This is a genomic window from Mesorhizobium sp. M0276, from assembly GCF_040321755.1.
In the GTDB taxonomy this organism is placed as follows: domain Bacteria; phylum Pseudomonadota; class Alphaproteobacteria; order Rhizobiales; family Rhizobiaceae; genus Mesorhizobium.
Genome location: NZ_JAMYSC010000028.1, coordinates 48,676 through 73,748, shown reverse-complemented (window position 1 = coordinate 73,748; position 25,073 = coordinate 48,676). Strand labels below are relative to the sequence as shown.

The 25,073-nt window shown below is 62.0% G+C and carries 26 protein-coding genes and 1 tRNA gene; 25 read left to right on the top strand and 2 right to left on the bottom strand.

Features of this window, described 5'->3' with window-relative positions; translation table 11 throughout:
* Positions 1-162: 162 nt before the first annotated feature.
* The 10 genes from NKJ01_RS21850 (at position 163) to NKJ01_RS21805 (ending at position 13,544) form a co-directional block, all read left to right on the top strand.
* Positions 163-238 (top strand) — tRNA-Trp (locus tag NKJ01_RS21850).
* Positions 239-636: 398 nt separating this feature from the next.
* Positions 637-840 carry a preprotein translocase subunit SecE gene (gene secE / locus NKJ01_RS21845; protein WP_013531408.1) on the top strand — a complete coding sequence of 68 codons (204 nt, stop codon included), beginning with the start codon at positions 637-639 and terminating at the stop codon, positions 838-840.
* Between the two features lie 27 nt (positions 841-867).
* Positions 868-1,395 (top strand): transcription termination/antitermination protein NusG, encoded by a 528-nt coding sequence (nusG, locus tag NKJ01_RS21840; protein WP_013531409.1) that lies wholly within the window; start codon positions 868-870, stop codon positions 1,393-1,395.
* Positions 1,396-1,569: 174 nt separating this feature from the next.
* Positions 1,570-1,998: a 50S ribosomal protein L11 gene (rplK, locus tag NKJ01_RS21835; protein ID WP_013531410.1), complete on the top strand. Its 429-nt coding sequence runs from the start codon at positions 1,570-1,572 to the stop codon at positions 1,996-1,998.
* 4 nt (positions 1,999-2,002) lie between these two features.
* Entirely contained in the window at positions 2,003-2,701 is a 699-nt protein-coding gene (gene rplA / locus NKJ01_RS21830) for a 50S ribosomal protein L1 (protein WP_023762906.1), read from the top strand.
* Between the two features lie 376 nt (positions 2,702-3,077).
* A complete protein-coding gene (gene rplJ, locus NKJ01_RS21825) occupies positions 3,078-3,596 on the top strand; it encodes a 50S ribosomal protein L10 (RefSeq protein WP_013531412.1) in 519 nt (172 codons plus the stop codon).
* A 54-nt stretch (positions 3,597-3,650) separates the two neighbouring features.
* Complete coding sequence (rplL, locus tag NKJ01_RS21820) at positions 3,651-4,028, top strand: 50S ribosomal protein L7/L12 (RefSeq protein ID WP_023762907.1); 378 nt, start codon at positions 3,651-3,653, stop codon at positions 4,026-4,028.
* A gap of 251 nt (positions 4,029-4,279) precedes the next feature.
* Positions 4,280-8,416: a DNA-directed RNA polymerase subunit beta gene (gene rpoB / locus NKJ01_RS21815; protein WP_023762908.1), complete on the top strand. Its 4,137-nt coding sequence runs from the start codon at positions 4,280-4,282 to the stop codon at positions 8,414-8,416.
* 129 nt (positions 8,417-8,545) lie between these two features.
* Positions 8,546-12,742, top strand: a complete 4,197-nt coding sequence (gene rpoC, locus NKJ01_RS21810) for a DNA-directed RNA polymerase subunit beta' (RefSeq protein ID WP_023762909.1) — start codon at positions 8,546-8,548, stop codon at positions 12,740-12,742.
* A gap of 136 nt (positions 12,743-12,878) precedes the next feature.
* On the top strand, positions 12,879-13,544 hold the full coding sequence (locus NKJ01_RS21805; RefSeq protein WP_352730827.1) for an O-methyltransferase: 666 nt from the start codon (positions 12,879-12,881) through the stop codon (positions 13,542-13,544).
* Between the two features lie 33 nt (positions 13,545-13,577).
* Here the strand turns inward: NKJ01_RS21805 and NKJ01_RS21800 are convergent, their stop codons facing one another.
* Together NKJ01_RS21800 and NKJ01_RS21795 are read right to left on the bottom strand one after the other, a co-directional pair.
* Positions 13,578-14,504 carry a Gfo/Idh/MocA family protein gene (locus tag NKJ01_RS21800; protein WP_352730825.1) on the bottom strand — a complete coding sequence of 309 codons (927 nt, stop codon included), beginning with the start codon at positions 14,502-14,504 and terminating at the stop codon, positions 13,578-13,580.
* 176 nt (positions 14,505-14,680) lie between these two features.
* Positions 14,681-14,962 (bottom strand): transcriptional regulator, encoded by a 282-nt coding sequence (locus NKJ01_RS21795; protein ID WP_352730823.1) that lies wholly within the window; start codon positions 14,960-14,962, stop codon positions 14,681-14,683.
* 495 nt (positions 14,963-15,457) lie between these two features.
* Here NKJ01_RS21795 and rpsL point away from each other — a divergent pair, with 495 nt between their 5' ends.
* The 15 genes from rpsL to rpsQ all read left to right on the top strand — a co-directional run bounded on the left by rpsL (position 15,458) and on the right by rpsQ (position 25,009).
* Positions 15,458-15,829 carry a 30S ribosomal protein S12 gene (gene rpsL, locus NKJ01_RS21790; RefSeq protein ID WP_006333356.1) on the top strand — a complete coding sequence of 124 codons (372 nt, stop codon included), beginning with the start codon at positions 15,458-15,460 and terminating at the stop codon, positions 15,827-15,829.
* A 74-nt stretch (positions 15,830-15,903) separates the two neighbouring features.
* The gene (gene rpsG / locus NKJ01_RS21785; RefSeq protein WP_008875664.1) at positions 15,904-16,374 is read left to right on the top strand and encodes a 30S ribosomal protein S7; all 471 of its coding nucleotides are present in this window, start codon (positions 15,904-15,906) and stop codon (positions 16,372-16,374) included.
* A gap of 29 nt (positions 16,375-16,403) precedes the next feature.
* Complete coding sequence (gene fusA / locus NKJ01_RS21780; protein ID WP_023762913.1) at positions 16,404-18,494, top strand: elongation factor G; 2,091 nt, start codon at positions 16,404-16,406, stop codon at positions 18,492-18,494.
* A gap of 98 nt (positions 18,495-18,592) precedes the next feature.
* Entirely contained in the window at positions 18,593-19,768 is a 1,176-nt protein-coding gene (gene tuf / locus NKJ01_RS21775) for an elongation factor Tu (RefSeq protein ID WP_013531404.1), read from the top strand.
* 63 nt (positions 19,769-19,831) lie between these two features.
* Entirely contained in the window at positions 19,832-20,140 is a 309-nt protein-coding gene (gene rpsJ, locus NKJ01_RS21770) for a 30S ribosomal protein S10 (RefSeq protein ID WP_010909272.1), read from the top strand.
* A 61-nt stretch (positions 20,141-20,201) separates the two neighbouring features.
* Positions 20,202-20,924 (top strand): 50S ribosomal protein L3, encoded by a 723-nt coding sequence (rplC, locus tag NKJ01_RS21765; RefSeq protein WP_023757978.1) that lies wholly within the window; start codon positions 20,202-20,204, stop codon positions 20,922-20,924.
* On the top strand, positions 20,924-21,544 hold the full coding sequence (gene rplD / locus NKJ01_RS21760; protein WP_023757977.1) for a 50S ribosomal protein L4: 621 nt from the start codon (positions 20,924-20,926) through the stop codon (positions 21,542-21,544). The genes rplC and rplD overlap by 1 nt, the downstream gene beginning before the upstream one ends.
* Positions 21,541-21,834, top strand: coding sequence for a 50S ribosomal protein L23 (locus tag NKJ01_RS21755; protein WP_023757976.1), 294 nt, complete (start codon positions 21,541-21,543; stop codon positions 21,832-21,834). Before rplD ends, NKJ01_RS21755 begins: the two co-directional genes overlap by 4 nt.
* A gap of 23 nt (positions 21,835-21,857) precedes the next feature.
* Positions 21,858-22,691, top strand: a complete 834-nt coding sequence (gene rplB, locus NKJ01_RS21750; RefSeq protein WP_027026960.1) for a 50S ribosomal protein L2 — start codon at positions 21,858-21,860, stop codon at positions 22,689-22,691.
* A 16-nt stretch (positions 22,692-22,707) separates the two neighbouring features.
* A complete protein-coding gene (gene rpsS / locus NKJ01_RS21745) occupies positions 22,708-22,986 on the top strand; it encodes a 30S ribosomal protein S19 (protein ID WP_006205463.1) in 279 nt (92 codons plus the stop codon).
* A 2-nt stretch (positions 22,987-22,988) separates the two neighbouring features.
* The gene (gene rplV, locus NKJ01_RS21740; RefSeq protein ID WP_006205462.1) at positions 22,989-23,378 is read left to right on the top strand and encodes a 50S ribosomal protein L22; all 390 of its coding nucleotides are present in this window, start codon (positions 22,989-22,991) and stop codon (positions 23,376-23,378) included.
* Positions 23,378-24,103, top strand: coding sequence for a 30S ribosomal protein S3 (gene rpsC, locus NKJ01_RS21735; protein ID WP_023672753.1), 726 nt, complete (start codon positions 23,378-23,380; stop codon positions 24,101-24,103). The genes rplV and rpsC overlap by 1 nt, the downstream gene beginning before the upstream one ends.
* Before the next feature lie 27 nt (positions 24,104-24,130).
* Positions 24,131-24,544, top strand: a complete 414-nt coding sequence (rplP, locus tag NKJ01_RS21730) for a 50S ribosomal protein L16 (RefSeq protein WP_013531427.1) — start codon at positions 24,131-24,133, stop codon at positions 24,542-24,544.
* A gap of 13 nt (positions 24,545-24,557) precedes the next feature.
* Positions 24,558-24,758: a 50S ribosomal protein L29 gene (rpmC, locus tag NKJ01_RS21725; RefSeq protein WP_006205459.1), complete on the top strand. Its 201-nt coding sequence runs from the start codon at positions 24,558-24,560 to the stop codon at positions 24,756-24,758.
* Between the two features lie 11 nt (positions 24,759-24,769).
* Positions 24,770-25,009 carry a 30S ribosomal protein S17 gene (rpsQ, locus tag NKJ01_RS21720; protein ID WP_010909280.1) on the top strand — a complete coding sequence of 80 codons (240 nt, stop codon included), beginning with the start codon at positions 24,770-24,772 and terminating at the stop codon, positions 25,007-25,009.
* Positions 25,010-25,073: the final 64 nt, after the last annotated feature.

The following is a 25,073-nucleotide window of genomic DNA, read 5'->3' as shown; positions in this document are numbered from 1 at the left end:
GCCGAAAAACGTCAAGGTCGTGCGCTGGCGCGAGTAGGATGGCCCCAGCCTCGAACATCTGGTGCTGAGGAGCGGGCTTAAGGCGCGTTTGCTTGCAAACCACTCTTTACAGAGCGAGCGGAAGCTTTTAGGAAGCGCCTGCTGCGCCGACATGCGCACGATACGGGCATAGCTCAGTTGGTAGAGCGGCGGTCTCCAAAACCGCAGGTCGTAGGTTCGAGCCCTGCTGCCCGTGCCATTTCTCGAAATGGCACTCAACGTGATATTTCGCCATTTTTCGAAATGGCGTTTCAAAACGATATTTCTACGGTCTACCCTTTGAAAATCGGCGACCCGCTTGCCATATTGGCTCAATTGGGGCATAAGGGCGCCATAGCCGGGACGGAACGACTGGATGGTTCCGAGGCGGCGTTTGGTCATAAAGCGGACACTTGCCACTTGCGTGGATCAAGAATCGGTTTTATGTAGACGAAACAGACACGCGACGCGTGGAGCTGGGAAGCCGGCTTTACGCGTCTGATTTGCATGGGCGAATTGTTTGCGCTGATTCGGCGCGAGATTGGCTCAGGCGGCACGTCCCGGCCAGCGGGATCATCCAGGGGACCCGGCCAACGGGTCTTGAAGACAGAGCGGCATATGGCTTCGAAAACCACAAATCCTTTCGTCTTTCTCCAGCAGGTTCGCGCGGAGACCGCCAAGGTGACTTGGCCGTCGCGGCGCGAAACGATGATCTCGACGGTCATGGTCCTGGCTTTCGCTGTGATCGCGATGATCTTTTTCTTCACCGCTGATCAGCTCATGGGCCTCGCGGTCGAACAGATTCTGGGCATCGGACGCTAAGTCCGGCGATTACGGAGAAGTCTTGAAATGACCGCGCGCTGGTACATCGTCCACGCCTATTCGAACTTTGAAAAGAAGGTCGCAGAGGATATCGAGAACAAGGCCAAGCAGAAGGGCCTGTCCGCCGACATCCACCAGATCGTGGTTCCGACCGAGAAGGTCGTCGAGGTTCGCCGCGGACGCAAGGTCGATGCCGAGCGCAAGTTCTTCCCGGGCTATGTACTGCTGAAGGCCAATCTGACCGACGCTGTGTTCTCGCTGGTCAAGAACACGCCGAAGGTCACCGGCTTCCTGGGTGACTCCAAGCCGGTGCCGATCACCGAGGCGGAAGCCCAGCGCATCCTGAACCAGGTGCAGGAAGGCGTCGAGCGGCCCAAGCCCTCGGTCACGTTCGAGATCGGCGAGGCGATCCGCGTTTCGGATGGTCCCTTCGCGTCGTTCAATGGTTTCGTCCAGGAAGTGGACGAGGAGCGGGCGCGGCTCAAGGTGGAAGTTTCGATCTTCGGGCGCGCCGTGCCTGTCGATCTGGAATTCGGACAGGTCGAAAAGGGCTGATCCGAAATCCCTGCCGCCAAGCGCGGCAGGAAAGAGCGGCGCGGAGATCGCGCGGTTCTTGAGGGCGGTGGGAGACGAGTGCGGCTTTAGCCGGCCGCATGGATCGCACCACCAGACTGCAACCGCCGGGTTTCCCAGACAGTTGGGCCGGCATAGACAAAGGCAGGAAAAGAGATGGCTAAGAAAATTGCAGGCCAGCTCAAGCTCCAGGTGAAAGCGGGATCGGCGACGCCGTCTCCCCCGATCGGCCCGGCGCTTGGTCAGCGTGGCATCAACATCATGGAATTCTGCAAGGCGTTCAACGCGCAGACCCAGGAAATGGAAAAGGGATCGCCGGTTCCGGTCGTCATCACCTACTACCAGGACAAGTCCTTCACCTTCGTCATGAAGACGGCGCCGGTGAGCTACTTCCTGAAGAAGGCGGCCAACCTGACGTCTGGTTCCAAGGAGCCGGGCAAGGTCAAGGCCGGTACGGTTTCGCGCGACAAGGTCCGCGAGATCGCAACCGCGAAGATGAAGGATCTGAACGCAAACGACGTCGAAGCGGCCATGCGCATGGTCGAGGGCTCCGCCCGCTCGATGGGTCTGGAAGTGGTGGGCTAAGATCATGGCAAAGATTGCAAAGCGTGTATCGAAGACCCGCGAAGGCATCGATCCCAACAAGGCTTATGCCCTGGGTGACGCGCTGAAGCTGCTCAAGGACCGTTCCTCGGTCAAGTTCGACGAGACCATCGAAGTCGCCATGAACCTCGGCGTCGACCCGCGCCACGCCGACCAGATGGTCCGCGGCGTGGTCAACCTGCCGAACGGCACCGGCCGCTCGGTGCGCGTCGCTGTGTTTGCGCGCGGCGACAAGGCTGACGAAGCTCGCGCCGCCGGCGCCGACATCGTCGGTGCCGAGGATCTGGTCGACATCGTCCAGAAGGGCACGATCGATTTCGATCGCTGCATCGCCACTCCGGACATGATGCCGCTCGTCGGCCGTCTGGGGAAAGTGCTCGGCCCGCGCGGCATGATGCCGAACCCGAAGGTTGGCACCGTCACCACCGACGTTGCCGCCGCCGTCAAGGCATCGAAGGGCGGCGCTGTCGAGTTCCGCGTCGAGAAAGCCGGCATCGTTCATGCCGGCGTCGGCAAGGTCTCGTTCGAGGTCACGGCCCTGGAAGAGAACATCCGCGCCTTCGCCGACGCGGTGACCAGGGCAAAGCCGGCTGGTGCCAAGGGCAACTACGTCAAGAAGGTGTCGGTCACCTCGACGATGGGTCCGGGCCTCAAGCTCGACGTCGCGACGCTCACAGCGTCCTGATACGAACATTTGGATCGGGCCGCTAAAGGCCTGATCCGCAAGTGAATTCCGGGCCTCCGACTTGTCGGCGGCCCGGTACCGGAAACCGAGAGGTTTCCGGACATCCTGTCCGAGATTGCAGGCGGCCCAGAAGCCTTAATTCGATTTGGGCCTGCATGAGACGGGTGAAGACCGGACAACGGAGCGATCGCTCCAATGAAAGGTTCGAACCGTGTTTGCCTTTTGTCTGCGCATCGCCGGCTTGACCGTCGATGTGGCGAAAGGGGGCAGGATCCTCGAGCGTCGTTCGGGAGATCCGTTACTGGATGGCCCGGCCGACAAAGGCAACCCGACGCCTGTCCCCGTTAATGGGGCAGGGGTCAACTGGAGATAGGCAGTGGACAGAGCGGAAAAACGCGAACTCGTCACGGGCCTGAACGGTGCGTTCTCGAACGCAGGTTCAGTGGTCGTGGCCCACTACGCCGGTATCACCGTCGCGCAAATGAACGACCTTCGGTCGAAAATGCGCGCCGCCGGTGGCACCGTCAAAGTCGCGAAGAACCGTCTCGCCAAAATCGCTCTTCAGGGCACGGACTCCGCATCGATCATCGAGCTGTTCAAGGGACAGACGCTGATTGCTTATTCGGAGGATCCGATTGCGGCGCCGAAGGTCGCGTCCGATTTCGCCAAGGGAAATGACAAGCTCGTCATTCTCGGCGGCGCAATGGGCACCACCTCGCTCAACGCCGACGGTGTGAAGGCACTCGCCACACTTCCGTCGCTCGATGAGCTGCGCGCCAGGCTGGTTGGCATGATCGCCACGCCGGCAACCCGGATCGCCCAGATCGTCAATGCGCCAGCGGCCTCGGTCGCGCGCGTCATCGGCGCTTACGCCCGGAAGGACGAGGCGGCATGAGGCCGTTCCTCGCTATCACAAACACACGTTCGAACCTTATGAAGGAATACAACAATGGCTGATCTCGCAAAGATCGTAGACGACCTTTCGAAGCTGACCGTCCTCGAGGCGGCCGAGCTGTCGAAGCTTCTGGAAGAAAAGTGGGGCGTTTCCGCCGCTGCTCCGGTGGCTGTTGCCGCTGCTGGCGGTGGTGCGGCTGCAGCTGCTCCGGTCGAGGAAAAGACGGAATTCGACGTCGTCCTTACCGAGGCAGGCGCTCAGAAGATCAACGTCATCAAGGAAGTCCGCGCCATCACCGGCCTTGGCCTCAAGGAAGCCAAGGATCTGGTCGAAGCGGCTCCGAAGCCGGTCAAGGAAGGCGTTTCCAAGGCCGACGCTGACAAGTTCAAGGCCCAGCTGGAAGCAGCCGGCGCCAAGGTCGACCTGAAGTAAGCGTAAATGCGGCGGACGGCCTCGCGCCGTCCGCCACTCCCTTCGCCCGGAGGGAGGACGCGTAACGCGAGACATACGAAAACCTCTTTCCTGAGGGCCGAAAACCGGCCTTCAGGAAACGGGTTTTCTCCCGTTCTAGCCGGCAGCCGACAGGCACCGGGAAAACAGACAAAGGGTTGCCGCCAAGGTAGCCCAGCATGCAAGGCGAGCCGCGGCGAGGCTCGTCCCGAGTTTAGAGCTAAGGAGCGACGATGGCCCAGACCCAGACTTTCAATGGCCGCAGACGCGTACGCAAGTTCTTCGGAAAGATCCCGGAAGTTGCGGAGATGCCGAACCTGATCGAGGTTCAGAAGGCGTCTTATGACCAGTTCCTGATGGTGGCGGAGCCCAAGGGTGGGCGTCCGGACGAGGGACTGCAGGCCGTTTTCAAGTCGGTCTTCCCGATCTCCGATTTTTCCGGCTCCTCGATGCTGGAGTTCGTGAAGTACGAGTTCGAAGGACCGAAATTCGACGTTGACGAATGCCGTCAGCGCGACCTCACCTATGCCGCGCCGCTCAAGGTGACGCTGCGCCTCATCGTGTTCGATATCGACGAGGATACCGGCGCCAAGTCCATCAAGGACATCAAGGAGCAGGACGTCTACATGGGCGACATGCCGCTCATGACCCTGAACGGCACCTTCATCGTCAACGGCACCGAGCGCGTCATCGTCTCGCAGATGCACCGCTCGCCGGGCGTCTTCTTCGACCATGACAAGGGCAAGTCGCACTCGTCGGGCAAACTTCTGTTTGCCGCGCGCGTCATTCCCTATCGCGGTTCGTGGCTCGACATCGAGTTCGATTCCAAGGACGTCGTGCACGCCCGCATCGACCGTCGCCGCAAGATTCCGGTGACGTCGCTGCTGATGGCGCTCGGCATGGACGGCGAAGAGATCCTGTCGACCTTCTACAACAAGATCACCTATGTGCGTGCCGGCGACCACTGGCGCATTCCGTTCAACGTCGAGCGTTTCCGCGGCCTCAAAGCCGTCGGCGACCTGGTCGATGCCGACACTGGCGAAGTCGTTGTCGAGGCCGGCAAGAAGATCACCGCCCGCCAGGCAAGGGCGCTTGGCGAGAAGGGTCTCAAGGCGATCAAGGCGACCGACGAGGATCTGCTCGGCAACTACCTGGCCGAGGACATCGTCAACTACGCCACCGGCGAGATCTTCCTCGAAGCCGGCGACGAGATCGACGAGAAGACGCTGAAGGTGCTGCTCGGCACGGGCGAGGACGAGATCAAGGTTCTCGACATCGACCATGTCAATGTCGGCGCCTATATCCGCAACACGCTCAACGTCGACAAGAACGAGAGCCGCCAGGACGCGCTGTTCGACATTTATCGTGTCATGCGCCCGGGCGAGCCGCCGACGCTCGAAACCGCGGAAGCCATGTTCAACTCGCTGTTCTTCGACTCGGAGCGCTACGATCTGTCGGCCGTTGGCCGCGTCAAGATGAACATGCGTCTCGAGCTCAAGGCCGAGGACACCGTGCGCGTGCTGCGCAAGGACGACATCCTGGCCGTGGTCAGGACGCTGGTCGAACTGCGCGACGGCAAGGGCGAAATAGACGACATCGACAATCTCGGCAACCGCCGCGTGCGTTCGGTCGGCGAGCTGATGGAAAACCAGTACCGCGTCGGCCTGCTGCGCATGGAGCGCGCGATCAAGGAGCGTATGTCCTCGATCGAGATCGACACGGTCATGCCGCAGGATCTGATCAACGCCAAGCCGGCGGCTGCCGCCGTGCGCGAGTTCTTCGGTTCCTCGCAGCTGTCGCAGTTCATGGACCAGACCAACCCGCTGTCGGAGATCACCCACAAGCGCCGCCTTTCGGCGCTTGGACCGGGCGGTCTGACCCGCGAGCGCGCCGGCTTCGAAGTGCGCGACGTGCACCCGACGCATTACGGCCGTATCTGCCCGATCGAGACGCCGGAAGGCCCGAATATCGGTCTGATCAACTCGCTGGCCACCTTCGCACGCGTCAACAAGTACGGCTTCATCGAGAGCCCGTACCGCAAGATCGTCGACGGCAAGCTGACCAATGACGTCGTCTATCTCTCGGCGATGGAAGAGGCCAAGCACCATGTCGCGCAGGCCAACGCCGAGCTCGACAAGAACGGTGGCTTCGTCGACGAATTCGTCATTTGCCGCAGCGCTGGCGAAGTGATGATGGCGCCGCGCGAAAACGTCGATCTGATGGACGTGTCGCCCAAGCAGATGGTGTCGGTGGCCGCGGCCCTGATCCCGTTCCTGGAAAACGACGACGCCAACCGCGCTCTGATGGGCTCGAACATGCAGCGTCAGGCCGTGCCGCTGGTGCGCGCCGAGGCGCCGTTTGTCGGCACCGGCATGGAGCCGATCGTCGCCCGTGACTCGGGCGCCGCCATCGGCGCCCGCCGCGGCGGCATCGTCGACCAGGTGGACGCGACGCGTATCGTTATCCGCGCCACAGAGGATCTCGATCCGGGCAAGTCCGGCGTCGATATCTACCGGCTGATGAAGTTCCAGCGTTCGAACCAGAACACCTGCATCAACCAGCGTCCGCTGGTTCGTATGGGCGACCGGGTCAACAAGGGCGACATCATCGCCGACGGTCCGTCGACCGAGCTCGGTGATCTGGCGCTCGGCCGCAACGTGCTGGTCGCGTTCATGCCGTGGAATGGCTACAACTACGAGGACTCGATCCTCCTGTCCGAACGCATCGTCGCCGATGACGTCTTCACCTCGATCCACATCGAGGAGTTCGAGGTCATGGCGCGTGATACCAAGCTCGGCCCGGAGGAAATCACGCGCGATATTCCAAACGTCTCGGAAGAAGCGCTGAAGAACCTCGACGAAGCCGGCATCGTCTACATCGGTGCCGAAGTTCAGCCGGGCGACATCCTGGTCGGCAAGATCACGCCGAAGGGCGAAAGCCCGATGACGCCGGAAGAGAAGCTTCTGCGCGCCATCTTCGGCGAAAAGGCATCGGACGTGCGCGACACCTCGATGCGCATGCCTCCGGGCACCTTCGGCACCGTCGTCGAGGTGCGCGTCTTCAATCGCCACGGTGTGGAGAAGGACGAGCGCGCCATGGCGATCGAGCGCGAGGAGATCGAACGCCTCGCCAAGGACCGCGACGACGAGCAGGCCATCCTGGACCGTAACGTCTATGCGCGTCTTTCCGACGTGCTCGTCGGCAAGGAAGCGATCGCTGGACCGAAGGGCTTCAAGAAAGGCTCGACGCTGTCCAAGGATACGCTCGACGAGTATCCGCGTTCGCAGTGGTGGCAGTTTGCCGTGGAGAACGAAAAGCTCCAGAGCGAACTCGAAGCCCTGCGTGGCCAGTACGACGATTCCAAGAAGGCGCTCGAACAGCGTTTCATGGACAAGGTCGAGAAGGTCCAGCGCGGCGACGAAATGCCTCCGGGCGTCATGAAGATGGTCAAGGTCTTCGTGGCCGTGAAGCGCAAGATGCAGCCCGGCGACAAGATGGCCGGCCGTCACGGCAACAAGGGTGTCGTGTCGCGGATCGTTCCGGTCGAGGACATGCCTTTCCTCGAGGACGGCACTCATGCCGATATCGTGCTCAACCCGCTGGGTGTGCCGAGCCGCATGAATGTCGGCCAGATCCTGGAAACGCATCTGGGCTGGGCTTGCGCCGGTATGGGCAGGAAGATCGGCGAGCTGATCGACACGTACAAGGCAGCCGGCGACATCAAGCCGCTGCGCAAGACGCTCGAGAGCTTCATTCCGTCTAACGACCGCAACGAGCCGGTCCGCGACTATGACGACGAGAGCATTGTTCGCCTCAGCGAGCAGATGCGCCGCGGCGTTTCGATCGCGACCCCGGTGTTCGACGGCGCGCATGAGGCTGACATCAACATCATGCTGGAGCAGGCGGGCCTGCACACCAGCGGTCAGTCGCAGCTCTATGACGGACGCACGGGCGAGCCGTTCGATCGCAAGGTGACGATGGGCTACATCTACATGCTCAAGCTTCACCACCTCGTGGACGACAAGATCCACGCGCGTTCGATCGGTCCGTACTCGCTCGTCACCCAGCAGCCGCTGGGCGGCAAGGCGCAGTTCGGTGGCCAGCGCTTCGGCGAAATGGAGGTCTGGGCGCTCGAAGCATACGGCGCCGCCTACACGCTGCAGGAGATGCTGACTGTGAAGTCCGACGACGTCGCCGGCCGCACCAAGGTGTACGAGGCGATCGTGCGTGGCGACGACACTTTCGAGGCCGGCATCCCCGAGAGCTTCAACGTTCTCGTCAAGGAAATGCGGTCTCTCGGCCTCAATGTCGAGCTGGAGAACACCAAGCTCGAGGACGGCCCTATGCGGCTGCCCGACGCGGCCGAGTAAGGCCATGGCGCGCCACGGATTCCGCGGCGCGCCAATCGAATTCGACGGCCAGTGGCCGACAAAGACGGCGGGCGTTTGGCTCGCGACTAGATGCAAGGGGTTTTCGAGGACCCCGAAAAGGAGAACGGCATGAACCAAGAGGTCATGAATCTCTTCAATCCGCAGGCGCCTGCGCAGGTGTTCGATTCCATCCGGATATCGCTTGCCAGCCCTGAGAAGATTCTGTCCTGGTCTTTCGGCGAGATCAAGAAGCCGGAGACCATCAACTATCGCACCTTCAAGCCGGAGCGTGACGGTCTGTTCTGCGCGCGCATTTTTGGCCCGATCAAGGACTATGAGTGCCTGTGCGGCAAGTACAAGCGCATGAAGTACAAGGGCGTCATCTGCGAGAAGTGCGGCGTCGAAGTCACACTGTCGCGCGTTCGCCGCGAGCGCATGGGCCATATCGAGCTGGCGGCACCTGTCGCTCACATCTGGTTCCTGAAGTCGCTGCCGTCGCGCATCGGCACGCTGCTCGACATGACCCTGAAGGACATCGAGCGCGTCCTCTACTTCGAGAACTACATCGTCACCGAACCTGGCCTCACTGCGCTGAAGGAGCACCAGCTGCTCAGCGAGGAAGAGTACATGATCGCCGTCGACGAGTACGGCGAGGATAGCTTCACCGCCATGATCGGCGCCGAGGCCATTCACGACCTCCTGGCCGGCATGGACCTGGAGAAGATCGCTGGCGACCTGCGTTCGGAACTGGCTTCGACCACCTCCGAACTGAAGCAGAAGAAGTATCTGAAGCGGCTCAAGGTCGTCGAGAACTTCATGGAATCCGGCAACCGTCCGGAATGGATGATCATGAAGGTGGTCCCAGTGATCCCGCCGGACCTGCGCCCGCTCGTCCCGCTGGACGGTGGTCGTTTCGCCACGTCGGATCTGAATGACCTCTATCGCCGCGTCATCAACCGCAACAACCGTTTGAAGCGGCTGATCGAGCTGCGCGCCCCCGGCATCATCGTGCGCAATGAAAAGCGCATGCTGCAGGAGGCCGTCGATGCGCTGTTCGACAACGGTCGTCGCGGCCGTGTCATCACCGGCGCCAACAAGCGTCCGCTGAAGTCGCTGTCGGACATGCTCAAGGGCAAGCAGGGCCGGTTCCGTCAGAACCTGCTCGGCAAGCGCGTCGACTATTCCGGCCGCTCGGTCATCGTGACCGGTCCGGAGCTCAAGCTGCACCAGTGCGGCCTGCCTAAGAAGATGGCGCTCGAACTGTTCAAGCCCTTCATCTACGCCCGTCTCGACGCCAAGGGTTACTCCTCGACCGTCAAGCAGGCGAAGAAGCTGGTCGAGAAGGAACGTCCGGAAGTCTGGGATATCCTCGACGAGGTCATCCGCGAGCATCCGGTGCTGTTGAACCGCGCGCCGACGCTGCACCGCTTGGGCATCCAGGCGTTCGAGCCGATCCTGATCGAAGGCAAGGCGATCCAGCTGCACCCGCTGGTCTGCACGGCCTTCAACGCCGACTTCGACGGCGACCAGATGGCTGTTCACGTGCCGCTGTCGCTGGAAGCACAGCTTGAAGCCCGCGTGCTGATGATGTCGACCAACAACATCCTGCACCCGGCTTCCGGCGCGCCGATCATCGTGCCTTCGCAGGACATGGTTCTCGGTCTCTACTATCTCTCGATCGTCAACCAGAACGAGCCGGGCGAGGGCATGGTGTTTGCCGACATGGGCGAACTCCAGCACGCGCTCGAGACCAAGGCGGTGACGCTGCATGCCAAGATCAAGGGCCGCTTCCGCACGGTCGACGCCGAAGGCAAGGTCGTGTCGAAGATCTACGACACCACCCCTGGCCGCATGATCATCGGCGAGCTTCTGCCGAAGAACGTCAACGTGCCTTACGAGACCGCCAACCAGGAGATGACCAAGAAGAACATCTCCAAGATGATCGACACCGTCTACCGCCACTGCGGTCAGAAGGAGACGGTCATTTTCTGCGATCGCATCATGGCGCTCGGCTTCAGCCATGCCTGCCGTGCCGGCATTTCGTTCGGCAAGGACGACATGCTGATCCCGGATGCCAAGATCAAGCTGGTCTCCGACACCGAGGCTTTGGCCAAGGAATACGAGCAGCAATACAATGACGGCCTGATCACGCAGGGCGAGAAGTACAACAAGGTCGTCGACGCCTGGGCCAAGTGCTCGGAAAAGGTCGCCGACGAAATGATGGCCCGCATCAAGGCGGTCGAGTTCGAGGACAATGGCCGTCAAAAGCCGATGAACTCGATCTACATGATGTCGCACTCCGGTGCGCGTGGCTCGCCCACCCAGATGCGTCAGCTTGCCGGCATGCGCGGCCTCATGGCCAAGCCGTCGGGTGAAATCATCGAGACGCCGATCATCTCGAACTTCAAGGAAGGCCTGACCGTGCTCGAGTACTTCAACTCGACCCACGGCGCCCGCAAGGGTCTGGCCGACACCGCCTTGAAGACGGCGAACTCGGGTTACCTCACCCGTCGTCTGGTCGACGTGGCGCAGGATTGCATCGTCAACTCCGTCGACTGCGGCACCGACAAGGGCCTTACCATGCAGCCGATCGTCGATGCCGGTCAGGTCGTCGCTTCGGTCGGCCAGCGCGTGCTGGGTCGTACGTCGCTCGACGACATCACCCATCCGGTGTCGGGCGAGATCCTGGTCAAGGCCGGAACGCTGATGGACGAGCGTGACGTGGAACAGATCGAAAAGGCCGGCGTCCAGTCGGTTCGCATTCGCTCGGCACTGACTTGTGAAGTCAGGGTTGGCGTCTGCGCGGTCTGCTACGGTCGCGATCTGGCCCGCGGCACCCCGGTCAACCAGGGTGAAGCAGTCGGCGTCATCGCGGCGCAGTCGATCGGCGAGCCGGGCACCCAGCTCACCATGCGTACCTTCCACATGGGCGGTACCGCGCAGGTGGTGGACAGCTCGTTCCTTGAAGCCTCCTATGAGGGCAAGGTCGAGATCCGCAACCGCAACGTGGTGCGCAACTCCGACGGCCAGCAGATGGTCATGGGCCGCAACATGGCGGTGCTGATCCTCGACGAAGCCGGCAAGGAACGCGCAACGCACCGTCTCACCTATGGTTCGCGTATCTTCGTGGACGATGGCGACAAGGTGAAGCGCGGCCAGCGTATCGCCGAGTGGGATCCATATACCCGTCCGGTCCTCACCGAAATCGAGGGCAGGGTGTCGTACGAGGATCTGGTCGACGGCATTTCCGTCCAGGAAACGGCCGACGAGTCGACCGGCATCACCAAGCGTGAGGTCATCGACTGGCGCTCGACGCCACGCGGCAACGATCTGAAGCCGGCAATTGCCATCCAGGACGCCAAGGGCAAGGTCGGCAAGCTGTCGAAGGGCGGCGACGCCCGCTTCCTGCTCTCGGTCGAGGCCATTCTTTCGGTCGAGCCGGGTGCACAGGTTCGCCCCGGCGACGTGCTGGCGCGTATCCCGATGGAAAGCGCCAAGACGAAGGACATCACCGGCGGTCTGCCGCGTGTTGCCGAACTGTTCGAGGCACGTCGTCCGAAGGATCACGCCATCATCGCCGAGATCGACGGCACGATCCGCTTCGGCCGCGACTACAAGAACAAGCGTCGCATCATCATCGAGCCGCATGACTCGACGCTTGAGCCGGTCGAATACCTGATCCCGAAGGGCAAGCCGTTCCATCTCCAGGACGGCGACGTCATCGAGAAGGGCGATTACATCCTCGACGGCAATCCGGCGCCGCACGACATCCTGGCGATCAAGGGCGTGGAGGCACTTGCTTCCTACCTCGTCAATGAGATCCAGGAAGTCTACCGCCTGCAGGGCGTGTCGATCAACGACAAGCACATCGAGGTGATCGTTCGCCAGATGCTGCAGAAGGTCGAGATCACCACGCAGGGCGACTCGACCTACATTCCGGGCGACCACGTCGACGTGATCGAGCTGGAGGAGGTCAATGATCGCCTGGTCGAGGACGGCAAGAAGCCGGCCGAAGGCCAGCCGGTGCTGCTCGGCATCACCAAGGCTTCGCTGCAGACGCCGTCCTTCATCTCGGCCGCCTCCTTCCAGGAGACGACCCGAGTGCTGACGGAAGCTGCCGTTGCCGGCAAGACCGACATGCTGCAGGGACTGAAGGAAAACGTCATCGTCGGCCGGCTTATCCCGGCCGGCACCGGCGGCACGATGAGCCAGATCCGGCGCATCGCCACCTCGCGCGACGAACTGATCATCGATGAGCGCCGCAAGGCCTCCGGTGTGGAAGTTGCCGAGCCGATGCTTGCCGACATGACACACGCCGCGCAGTAAGCGCCGAAGACGAGAAGAAGAAAAAGGGGCCCAAGCGGCCCCTTTTTCGCGTTTGATGCATGTCAAAGACCTCGCCCGAATTCCGTTCAGACGCGACACGCTTTAGGCTTCCACATCCGCATCTGAGGAGAAAGCCATGAGCAAAAAGACCTGGGCCGGTGTCGACGATTATATCGTCGCCTCCCTTTTTGATTCAGACCCCGTTCTTGATGCCGTTCTGGCGGCCAACCACGATCAGGGTTTGCCTGCGATCGATGTCTCGGCCGCGCAAGGCAAACTGTTGTCGTTGCTGGTGCGTATCCGCGGCGCCAAGAACGTGCTGGAGATCGGCACGCTTGGTGGGTACTCGACCATCTGGATGGCAAGGGAATTGCCCGCCGACGGCAGGATCGTGACGCTCGAACTCGATCAGCACCATGCAAAGGTCGCGCGATCGAATTTCGAGCGGGCAGGGGTGTCGGGCCGGGTGGACCTGCGGGTCGGGCCGGCCCTTGAGTCCCTTGCCGCGTTGGGTGCCGGGAACGCAGGGCCGTTCGATCTCATCTTCATCGACGCCGACAAGCCGAACAATCCGCACTATCTGTCCTGGGCCATGCGGCTGTCCCGGCCCGGAACCGTTATCATCTGCGACAACGTCATCCGCGACGGTGCCGTGCTGAATGAGGATGGCCGCGACGCCAATGTAGAAGGCGCACGCGCTGCGTTCTCGTTCATCGGCAGCGAGAAGCGGCTTGACGGCACCGCCATCCAGACGGTCGGCGCGAAGGGCTATGACGGCTTTGCCATTGCGGTCGTCAATTGACGGCCGACCGGTGAAAGGTCGACCTACCCCTGTTCAATCGAAGAACGCCTCGACCACGTTGCGCTTGCCGAGCATGAAGGCGTCGGCGACGTGCTGGAGCGGCGCGAGATCGACGTCGGAGGTGCCGGCACGCACGATCTCGGCGAATCGTCGGTAGAGCATCGGGTATTCCGCTTCGGGCTCTTCATGAATCACCTTGCCGTCGATGGCGAGCTTCGAGCCGCCGCCCGAAAGCACCATCGCGCCCTTGTCGGTCTCGGCCAGGATGTCCCAGCTTTGCGGGCCTGTCTGCAGCCAGTCGAGGTCCATCGTCACCGGCAACCCGTTTGAGGTGCGGAAGGTGACGTGGGCGGCAACCGGCGATGCGCGGTTTTCGGGAAAATCCAGCACCGCCGAAGTGATGAACATCGGCGGCAGGATGTGAGTGGCGATCGACAGCGCGTTGATGCCGGGATCGAAGACGCCGAAGCCGCCGGGGGCCCAGATCCATTCCTGGTTCGGGTGCCAGCGGCGCACGTCTTCCTTCCAGTTGATGGCGGCCGAGCTGATACGCGCCGAGCTCAGGAAGGCCCGCGCGGCCTCGACCGCCGGCGCGTAGCGCGAGTGCCAGCTGGCGAACAGCGAGACGCCGTTCTGCGCGGCCAATGCCTTGAGGTTCTCGACTTCGCTGACCGTGGCGCCTGGCGGCTTTTCCAGGAAGACATGCTTCTTCGCCGTCAGCGCCGTGCGCGCAGCGTCGTAGCGGAACTGCGGCGGCATGCAGAGCGAGACGGCCTCGAGCTCGGGTACGGCGTCGAGCATCGCCTCGATATCGGGGAAATTCGGGATGTTTTCCACCTTGCCGTGCCGGCTGGCAGCAGCGACCAGGCGATAGTTCCGGTCTTTCGCCAGGGCCGGAAGGTGTTGGTCGCGGACGATCTTGCCGACGCCGACGATGCCTATGTTGATGGGCTGGGACACGGCCACTCCGTCTGATTGAATGATGGTGATGGCTTCTTATCAGAACACTTGCCCCGGGCAAGCCGACAGGCCAACCTCAGTCTTCCTCGATCTGAGCGCCGGCTTTCGTCGGCCAGGAAGCCTAGATCGCCGATTCGCCTCGGCAACCGATTCGAAAGCTGGGCCGAGGCCTGGGTTCAGATCGGCACGTCGAAGGTGACGATCGACACTTCGCCTTCGAGCGCGCCCTGGAAGGCGGAAAGATGCGGCTCTTCGTCAGGCACGCCGTCCATGTCGCCGATCTGGTCGAGCTCGGCCTCGGCGTAGCCTTCCGTGGCAAGCGATTCGAGTGCCCGGCGCACCGCCGAATCGTCGTCGGGTGCGACCAGCATGACGTGGACGCCTTCCGGTTTGCCGCCCTTTTTCTTCCACACCCGGCCGGTGATGATGGTGACCGGGCGTTCTTCATTGTCGTTCACGGGCCGATTCCTCTTGGCGATATGGGGTCGGGCGAGGGGGTTGTGACTGCTCATGCGGCCTTTTCGCATGAAGAAGAGCCGCGCAACAGCGCAAAGCCGTTCACTTTGCTAAGGCTTGGCACTTTCTTCCTCGCCCTTGCAAAATTGCGAAAGAAAATTACATGCGTTTTTCGCATGGCTGCCGAGCCTTGATTGGCGCGCAATATTTGGCGCTCCGGGCTTGACGGTTCGCGGTCTTACGAGTAGAAGCCGCCCAGTCAGAACCGATGTGAGGCTCTCCCTTCCGAAGCGACACGCTTTGGAGTTTGCCTCAAACAGGGTTCGTTTTACGAGCGAAAAGACATTTCCGGCGTGCACGAAGCGGCTTCCGCTTCCTCTGCGATTTGTTCGGGCAAGACCGCGAGGCGCGGTTCGTGGCCCGAATTTGCGTATGGAAATGACGCTTTGAGCGGCCCTGACCGGGCGAGACACGGAATTGAGAGACAAGAGGGTTTAATGCCTACCGTCAACCAGCTGATCCGCAAGCCGCGCATTGCGCCGGTGAAGCGCAACAAGGTCCCGGCCATGCAGCAGAACCCGCAGAAGCGGGGCGTCTGCACGCGCGTCTATACAACGACGCCGAAGAAGCCGAACTCGGCGCTGCGCAAGGTGGCCAAGATCCGCCTGACCAATGGTTTTGAAGTGATCGGGTACATCCCCGGCGAAGGTCACAACCTTCAGGAGCACTCCGTGGTGATGATCCGCGGCGGCCGCGTCAAGGATCTTCCGGGCGTTCGCTATCACATCATCCGCGGCGTGCTCGACACGCAGGGTGTGAAGAACCGCAAGCAGCGCCGTTCGAAGTACGGCGCCAAGCGCCCGAAGTAAGGCGCTCGAAGTAAGATTTTCCGGCCTTGGCGCTGCTTGAGTGCGTCGGGCTATGAGATTGAGAGACAAAAGCCATGTCGCGTCGTCACAGTGCAGAAAAGCGTGAGATCAATCCGGACCCGAAGTTCGGCGATCTGATCGTCACCAAGTTCATGAACGCCGTCATGTATGACGGCAAGAAGTCGGTTGCCGAGACCATCGTCTACGGCGCGCTCGACCAGGTTCAGTCGAAGACCAAGCAGGAGCCGGTCACCGTCTTCCATCAGGCGCTCGACAATGTCGCGCCGCATGTGGAAGTGCGTTCGCGTCGTGTCGGCGGCGCCACCTACCAGGTTCCGGTCGACGTGCGCCCCGAGCGCCGCCAGGCACTGGCCATTCGCTGGCTGATCGCCGCGGCCCGCAACCGCAACGAGACCACGATGGTCGACCGCCTTTCCGGCGAGCTGATGGATGCGGCCAACAACCGCGGCACCGCCGTCAAGAAGCGTGAAGACACCCACAAGATGGCTGAAGCCAACCGCGCTTTCGCGCACTACCGCTGGTAAAGCGCGAACGAGACTGAGAGGCAGCTACGATGGCCCGCGAATACAAAATCGAAGACTACCGCAATTTCGGTATCATGGCGCATATTGACGCCGGCAAGACGACGACCACCGAGCGCGTCCTCTATTATACGGGCAAGTCGCACAAGATCGGCGAAGTCCACGACGGCGCTGCCACCATGGATTGGATGGAGCAGGAGCAGGAGCGCGGCATCACCATCACGTCCGCCGCGACCACGACCTTCTGGAAGGCTCGTGACGGCAAGATGCACCGCTTCAACATCATCGACACTCCCGGCCACGTCGACTTCACCATCGAAGTCGAGCGTTCGCTGCGCGTTCTCGACGGCGCTATCGCGTTGCTCGATGCCAACGCCGGTGTTGAGCCGCAGACGGAAACTGTCTGGCGTCAGGCCGACAAGTACCGCGTTCCGCGCATGATCTTCTGCAACAAGATGGACAAGATCGGCGCCGACTTCTATCGCTCGGTCGAGATGATCGGTTCGCGCCTTGGTGCTCACGCCGTTGTCATGCAGCTGCCGATCGGCGCTGAGACCGAGTTCAAGGGCGTTGTCGACCTCGTCGAGATGAACGCGCTGGTCTGGCGCGACGAGACGCTGGGCGCCGCCTGGGATGTCGTCGAGATCCCGGACGACCTCAAGGCTCGTGCCGAGGAATACCGCGAGAAGATGATCGAGGCCGCCGTCGAAATGGACGAGACGGCGCTTGAGAATTACCTCGAAGGCAAGATGCCGTCGAATGACGAAATCCGCGCGCTGATCCGCAAGGGCACCATCGCGGTGAAGTTCTACCCGATGTTCTGTGGCTCGGCCTTCAAGAACAAGGGCGTGCAGCCGCTGCTCGACGCCGTCGTCGAATATCTGCCGTCGCCGGCCGATGTTCCTGCCATCAAGGGCGTCGATGCCAAGACCGACGCCGAGATCGAGCGTCACGCCGACGACAACGAGCCGCTGTCGATGCTCGCCTTCAAGATCATGAACGACCCGTTCGTCGGTTCGCTGACCTTTGCCCGCATCTATTCGGGCAAGCTGACCAAGGGCATTTCGGTCGACAACACCGTGAAGGGCAAGAAGGAGCGCATCGGCCGCATGCTGCAGATGCATGCGAATTCGCGCGCCGACGTCGAAGAGGCTTTTGCCGGCGACATCGTCGCTCTGGCCGGTCTCAAGGACACGACCACCGGCGACACGCTCAGCGACCCGCTGCATCCGGTCATCCTCGAGCGCATGGAATTCCCCGATCCGGTCATCCAGATCGCGATCGAGCCGAAGACCAAGAACGACCAGGAAAAGATGGGCCTCGCCCTTCACCGCCTGGCCGCCGAGGATCCGTCCTTCCGCGTCAAGACCGACGAGGAAAGCGGCCAGACCATCATCTCCGGCATGGGCGAGCTTCACCTCGACATCATCGTCGACCGCATGCGTCGCGAGTTCAAGGTCGAGGCCAATGTCGGCGCGCCGCAGGTGGCCTATCGCGAGACGATCACCCGCAGGCACGAGCAGGATTACACCCACAAGAAGCAGACCGGTGGTACTGGTCAGTTCGCCCGGGTCAAGATCGTCTTCGAGCCGAACCCGGACAGCAGCGAGTTTGAATTCGAGACCAAGATCGTCGGCGGCGCCGTGCCGAAGGAATACATCCCCGGCGTCGAAAAGGGCATCAACAGCGTCATGACTTCGGGTCCGTTCGCGGGCTTCCCGATGATCGGCGTCAAGGCGACGCTGATCGATGGTGCTTACCACGATGTTGACTCCAGCGTCCTGGCCTTCGAAATCGCCGGCCGCGCCTGCTTCCGCGAAGCCGCACCCAAGCTTGGCGTGCAGCTGCTCGAGCCGATCATGAAGGTCGAAGTGGTGACGCCGGAAGACTACGTCGGCAGCGTCATCGGCGATCTGAATGGCCGTCGCGGCCAGATCCAGGGCCAGGAAGCGCGTGGCGTGGCTGTGGTCATCAACGCGATGGTGCCGCTCGCCAACATGTTCAAGTATGTCGACAACCTGCGCTCGATGAGCCAGGGCCGTGCGGCCTACACGATGCAGTTCGATCACTATGAGCCGGTCCCCACGGCGGTGGCTCAGGAAGTCCAGAAGAAATACGCGTAAGGGTTCTTTAGCCGCCGGCGTCGCCTCCCTTGAGCGATCCGGATCTGAAGAGCGAATAACAATTTCCCCCAAGCGGGTAGAATAGACGGAGAACGATTATGGCCAAAGGTAAATTCGAGCGTAACAAGCCTCACGTGAACATCGGCACGATTGGCCACGTCGACCATGGCAAGACGTCGCTGACGGCGGCGATCACCAAGTATTTTGGCGAGTACAAGCGCTACGACCAGATCGACGCTGCGCCTGAGGAAAAGGCGCGCGGCATCACGATCTCGACGGCGCACGTCGAATACGAGACGGCCAACCGCCACTACGCTCACGTCGACTGCCCCGGCCACGCCGACTATGTGAAGAACATGATCACCGGTGCGGCGCAGATGGACGGCGCGATCCTGGTCGTGTCGGCCGCCGACGGCCCGATGCCGCAGACCCGCGAGCACATCCTGCTTGCCCGTCAGGTCGGCGTGCCGTCGATCGTGGTGTTCTTGAACAAGGTCGACCAGGTCGACGACGCCGAGCTGCTCGAACTGGTCGAGCTCGAGGTGCGCGAGCTTCTGACCAAGAACGAGTTCCCCGGCGACGACATTCCGATCGTCAAGGGTTCGGCGCTGGCGGCTCTTGAAGATTCGGACAAGAAGATCGGCGAGGACGCGATCCGCGAGCTGATGGCTGCGGTCGATGCCTACATCCCGACGCCGGTTCGTCCGCTCGACAAGCCGTTCCTGATGCCGATCGAGGACGTGTTCTCGATCTCCGGCCGCGGCACGGTCGTCACCGGCCGCGTCGAGCGCGGCGTGGTCAAGGTCGGCGAGGAACTCGAGATCATCGGCATCCGTCCGACGACCAAGACGACCTGCACCGGCGTCGAGATGTTCCGCAAGCTGCTCGACCAGGGCCAGGCCGGCGACAACATCGGCGCGCTGCTGCGCGGCGTCGACCGTGAAGGTGTCGAGCGCGGCCAGGTCCTGGCTAAGCCCGGTACGGTGAAGCCGCACAAGAAGTTCGTGGCCGAAGCCTACATCCTGACCAAGGACGAAGGTGGCCGTCACACGCCGTTCTTCACCAACTACCGTCCGCAGTTCTACTTCCGCACGACCGACGTGACCGGCATCGTGTCGCTGCCGGAAGGCACCGAGATGGTGATGCCGGGCGACAACATCACCGTCGATGTCGAGCTGATCGTGCCGATCGCCATGGAAGAGAAGCTGCGCTTCGCCATCCGTGAAGGCGGCCGCACCGTCGGTGCCGGCATCGTCGTCACCATCAAAGAGTAATTTGGACTTAAACCGATCTGTCGCGGGCGCTGCCCGCGCCGCGCCAGAACAAGGAAGTGACGCATGAACGGACAGAATATCCGCATCCGCCTGAAGGCGTTTGACCACCGCGTGCTCGACGCCTCGACGAAGGAAATCGTGTCGACGGCCAAGCGCACCGGTGCCAACGTCCGCGGCCCCATTCCGCTGCCGACGCGGATCGAAAAGTTCACGGTCAACCGGTCGCCTCACGTCGACAAGAAGAGCCGCGAGCAGTTCGAGATGCGCACGCACAAGCGTCTGCTCGACATCGTCGATCCGACCCCGCAGACGGTCGATGCTTTGATGAAGCTCGATCTGGCCGCCGGTGTCGACGTCGAGATCAAGCTCTAAGGGAATGAGAGCGCGGTAAGGGGCGGTGCCCCTGGCCCGGAACTCTAAAGGAATTGAACCGATGCGTTCAGGTGTGATTGCAAAGAAGGTGGGAATGACCCGCATCTACAACGATGCCGGGGAACATGTTCCCGTCACCGTTCTCCAGATGGAGAACTGCCAGGTCGTGGCCCAGCGCACGCAAGAGAAGAATGGCTACACCGCCGTTCAGCTCGGCGTTGGCCTTGCCAAGGTGAAGAACACGTCGAAGGCGATGCGCGGCCATTTCGCGACCGCTTCCGTCGAGCCGAAGGCGAAGGTCGCCGAGTTCCGCGTCTCCGCCGACAACATGATCGACGTCGGCGCCGAGATCACCGTCGAGCATTTCGTCGCCGGCCAGAAGGTCGATGTGACGGGCACGACGATCGGCAAGGGTTTCCAGGGCGTCATCAAGCGCCACCACATGGGCGGTGGCCGCGCGACGCACGGCAACTCGGTCTCGCACCGTACGCACGGTTCGACCGGCCAGCGCCAGGACCCGGGCAAGGTGTTCAAGGGCAAGCATATGGCTGGCCACATGGGCGACACCCGCGTCACCACGCAGAATGTCGAGATCGTCTCGACCGATGCCGATCGCGGCCTGATCCTGATCCGCGGTGCGGTTCCCGGATCGAAGGGCGCCTGGATCCTGGTCCGCGATGCGGCCAAGGTGGCACTGCCGGCCAATGCGCCGAAGCCTGCCGCGATCCGCGCCGTTGCGGCAGCTGCTAAGAACGAGGCTCCGGCCACAGAGGGAGCGGAATAATGGATCTCAAGATCACAACGCTTGGCGGCAAGGACGCCGGCAAGGTGAAACTCTCCGAGGAGATTTTCGGCCTTGATCCGCGCGAGGACATCCTGCAGCGCGTCGTGCGCTGGCAGCTCGCCAAGAAACAGCAGGGCACGCACAAGGCCAAGGGCCGCGCCGAGATCGCGCGCACCGGCGCCAAGATGTACAAGCAGAAGGGTACGGGCCGCGCCCGCCACCATTCGGCACGCGCTCCGCAGTTCCGCGGCGGCGGCAAGGCCCACGGCCCGGTCGTTCGCAGCCACGAGCACGAACTGCCGAAGAAGGTTCGCGCTCTCGGCCTCAAGCATGCTCTCTCGGCCAAGGCCAAGAGCGCGTCGATCATCATCATCGATGAGCTGAAGCTGACCGAGGCCAAGACGAAGGCGCTGATCGCGAATTTCGCGACGCTGGGCCTGACCAACGCCCTGCTGATCGGCGGCGCCGAGCTTGACAAGAATTTCAAGCTGGCGGCGACGAACATCCCCAACATCGACGTGCTGCCCATCCAGGGCATCAACGTCTACGACATTCTGCGCCGCGGCACGCTGGTCCTTTCGAAGGCCGCCGTCGAGGCTCTCGAGGAGCGCTTTAAATGACCGACCTTCGTCATTATGACGTGATCGTCTCGCCGGCGATCACCGAAAAGTCGACCATGGCCTCCGAGCAGAACCAGGTCGTCTTCAACGTCGCCAAGAAGGCGTCGAAGCCGGAAATCAAGGCCGCCGTCGAAGCGCTGTTCGGCGTCAAGGTGATGGCCGTGAACACGCTTGTCCGCAAGGGCAAGATCAAGCGCTTCCGTGGCACGGTTGGCCGCCAGAGCGACGTCAAGAAGGCGATCGTGACGCTGGCAGATGGCCAGTCGATCGACGTCGCGACGGGTCTCTGAGCAAGGCCGCGAGGACAACAAACATGGCACTGAAAAAATTCAACCCGGTAACGCCCAGCACCCGTCAGCTGGTCATCGTCGACCGCTCCGGCCTTTACAAGGGCAAGCCCGTCAAGGGTCTGACCGAAGGCCTGACCAAGTCGGGCGGCCGCAACAACCACGGCCGCATCACCGCCCGCTTCATCGGCGGTGGCCACAAGCGTTCGTACCGCATCATCGACTTCAAGCGCCGCAAGTTCGACGTTGTCGGCACGGTCGAGCGCATCGAATACGATCCGAACCGCACCGCCTTCATCGCGCTGATCAAGTATGACGATGGCGAGCTGTCCTACATCATCGCTCCGCAGCGTCTGGCTCCCGGCGACAAGATCGTCTCCGGCGAAGCGGTCGACGTGAAGCCGGGCAATGCGATGCCGCTGGCTTCGATGCCGGTCGGCACCATCGTCCACAACATCGAGCTGAAGCCGGGCAAGGGCGCTCAGGTCGCCCGTTCGGCCGGTGGGTATGGTCAGCTGGTCGGTCGTGACCAGGGCATGGCGATCCTGCGCCTCAACTCGGGCGAGCAGCGTGTCGTTCACGGCTCCTGCATGGCCACTGTCGGCGCCGTGTCCAATCCGGACCACGGCAACATCAATGACGGCAAGGCCGGTCGCACGGTCTGGCGTGGCAAGCGTCCGCACAATCGCGGCGTGACCATGAACCCGGTCGACCATCCGCACGGCGGCGGCGAAGGCCGCACTTCGGGCGGCCGCCATCCGGTTTCGCCTTGGGGCAAGCCGACCAAGGGCAAGAAGACGCGGTCCAACAAGGCGACCGACAAGTTCATCCTGCGCTCGCGCCATCAGCGCAAGAGCTAAGAAGAGGTAACGCCAAGTGACTCGTTCGATTTGGAAAGGCCCCTTCATTGACGGCTACCTTCTCAAGAAGGTGGACAAGGTTCGTGAAGGTGGTCGCAATGAGGTGATCAAGATGTGGAGCCGTCGCTCCACCATCCTGCCGCAGTTCGTCGGCTTCACCTTCGGTGTCTACAACGGCCAGAAGCATGTTCCCGTCTCGGTGAACGAGGACATGGTCGGTCACAAGTTCGGTGAATTCGCTCCGACCCGGACCTATTACGGTCACGGCGCGGATAAGAAGGCGAAGAGGAAATAATCATGGGCAAGGCCAAAGCTCCGCGCAGGCTTGCTGATAACGAAGCGCGCGCCGTGTTGCGCACGATCCGTATCAGCCCGCAGAAGCTGAACCTGGTTGCCGCGCTGATCCGCGGCAAGAAGGTCGCGACAGCGCTTTCCGATCTCGAATTCTCGGCCAAGCGGATTTCCGGCACGGTCAAGAAGACGCTGGAATCGGCAATCGCCAACGCGGAAAACAACCACGACCTGGATGTCGATGCACTGATCGTGGCGGAAGCCTATGTCGGCAAGTCGATCGTCATGAAGCGGTTCCATGCCCGTGGCCGTGGTCGCGCCAGCCGTATCGAGAAGCCGTTCTCGCACCTCACGATCGTCGTTCGTGAAGTCGAAGAAAAAGGGGAGGCCGCATAATGGGCCAGAAAGTCAATCCGATCGGTCTTCGCCTCGGCATCAACCGCACCTGGGATTCGCGCTGGTTCGCGAACACCGGCGAGTACGGCAAGCTGCTGCATGAGGACATCAAGATCCGCAAGTATCTGGAGAAGGAGCTCAAGCAGGCTGCCATCTCGAAGGTCGTGATCGAGCGTCCGCACAAGAAGTGCCGCGTCACCATCCATGCCGCGCGCCCGGGTCTGATCATCGGCAAGAAGGGCGCCGACATCGAGAAGCTTCGCAAGAAGCTGATGGAGATGACGAAGTCCGAGACGCACCTCAACATCGTTGAAGTGCGCAAGCCGGAAATCGACGCGACCCTGGTCGCCCAGTCGATCGCCCAGCAGCTTGAGCGTCGTATCGCGTTCCGCCGCGCCATGAAGCGTGCCGTTCAGTCGGCCATGCGCCTCGGTGCCGAAGGCATTCGCATCAACTGTGCCGGCCGTCTTGGCGGCGCCGAGATTGCGCGCATGGAATGGTATCGCGAAGGCCGCGTGCCGCTGCATACGCTGCGTGCTGACGTCGACTACGGCACGGCCGAAGCGCACACCGCTTATGGCATCTGCGGCGTCAAGGTCTGGGTGTTCAAGGGCGAGATCCTCGAGCACGACCCGATGGCTTCGGAGCGTCGTGCGACCGAGGGCGATGCTGCGCATGGCGGTGGTGGTGATCGCGAACGCGGTCGTCGTCGCGAAAACGCCTGAGACATTTAGGAATTTGGAGTTAGAACGATGCTGCAGCCAAAGCGCACAAAGTTCCGCAAGCAGTTCAAGGGCCGTATCCATGGTACCGCAAAGGGCGGCACCAATCTGGATTTCGGCGGTTTCGGGCTGAAGGCGCTTGAGCCGAACCGCGTTACCGCGCGCGAGATCGAGGCGGCACGCCGCGCGATCACGCGTGAAATGAAGCGCGCTGGTCGCGTCTGGATCCGCATTTTCCCGGACGTGCCGGTCACTTCGAAGCCGACCGAAGTCCGCATGGGTAAGGGCAAGGGCGCGGTCGACTACTGGGCGGCGCGCGTCAAGCCGGGCCGCATCATGTTCGAGATCGACGGCGTCAATGAAGAAACCGCCCGTGAGGCACTGCGTCTCGGCGCGGCCAAGCTCTCGGTCAAGACGCGCTTCGTGCAGCGCATCGCAGAATAAGGACGGGCTGATCATGAAAGCCGAAGACATCCGGACCAAGACCCAGGACCAGCTGACCGACGACCTGGCCAGCCTGAAGAAGGAGCAGTTCAACCTGCGCTTCCAGAAGGCCACCGGCCAGCTTGAGAAGACCGCGCGCGTGAGACAGGTCCGTAAGGACATTGCGCGTATCAAGACCATCGCTGCGGAAAAGTCCGCGGCTAAGAAGGCTTAAGGACGAAAACCATGCCAAAGCGCATTCTGCAGGGCACCGTCGTCAGCGACAAGAACGAGAAGACGGTTGTCGTCAAGGTCGAACGGCGCTTCACGCATCCCGTGATGAAGAAGACCGTGCGCATGACCAAGAAGTACAAGGCGCACGACGAGAACAACGCCCACAAGGTTGGCGATCAGGTGTTCATCCAGGAATCGAAGCCGATTTCCAAGGACAAGCGCTGGATCGTCGTGTCTTCGGACCAAGCCTGACCTCGGGCGCAAACAACGAATTTTGGACAGACCGGGGAGGGGCTTTGAGGCCCATCCCGTTAGA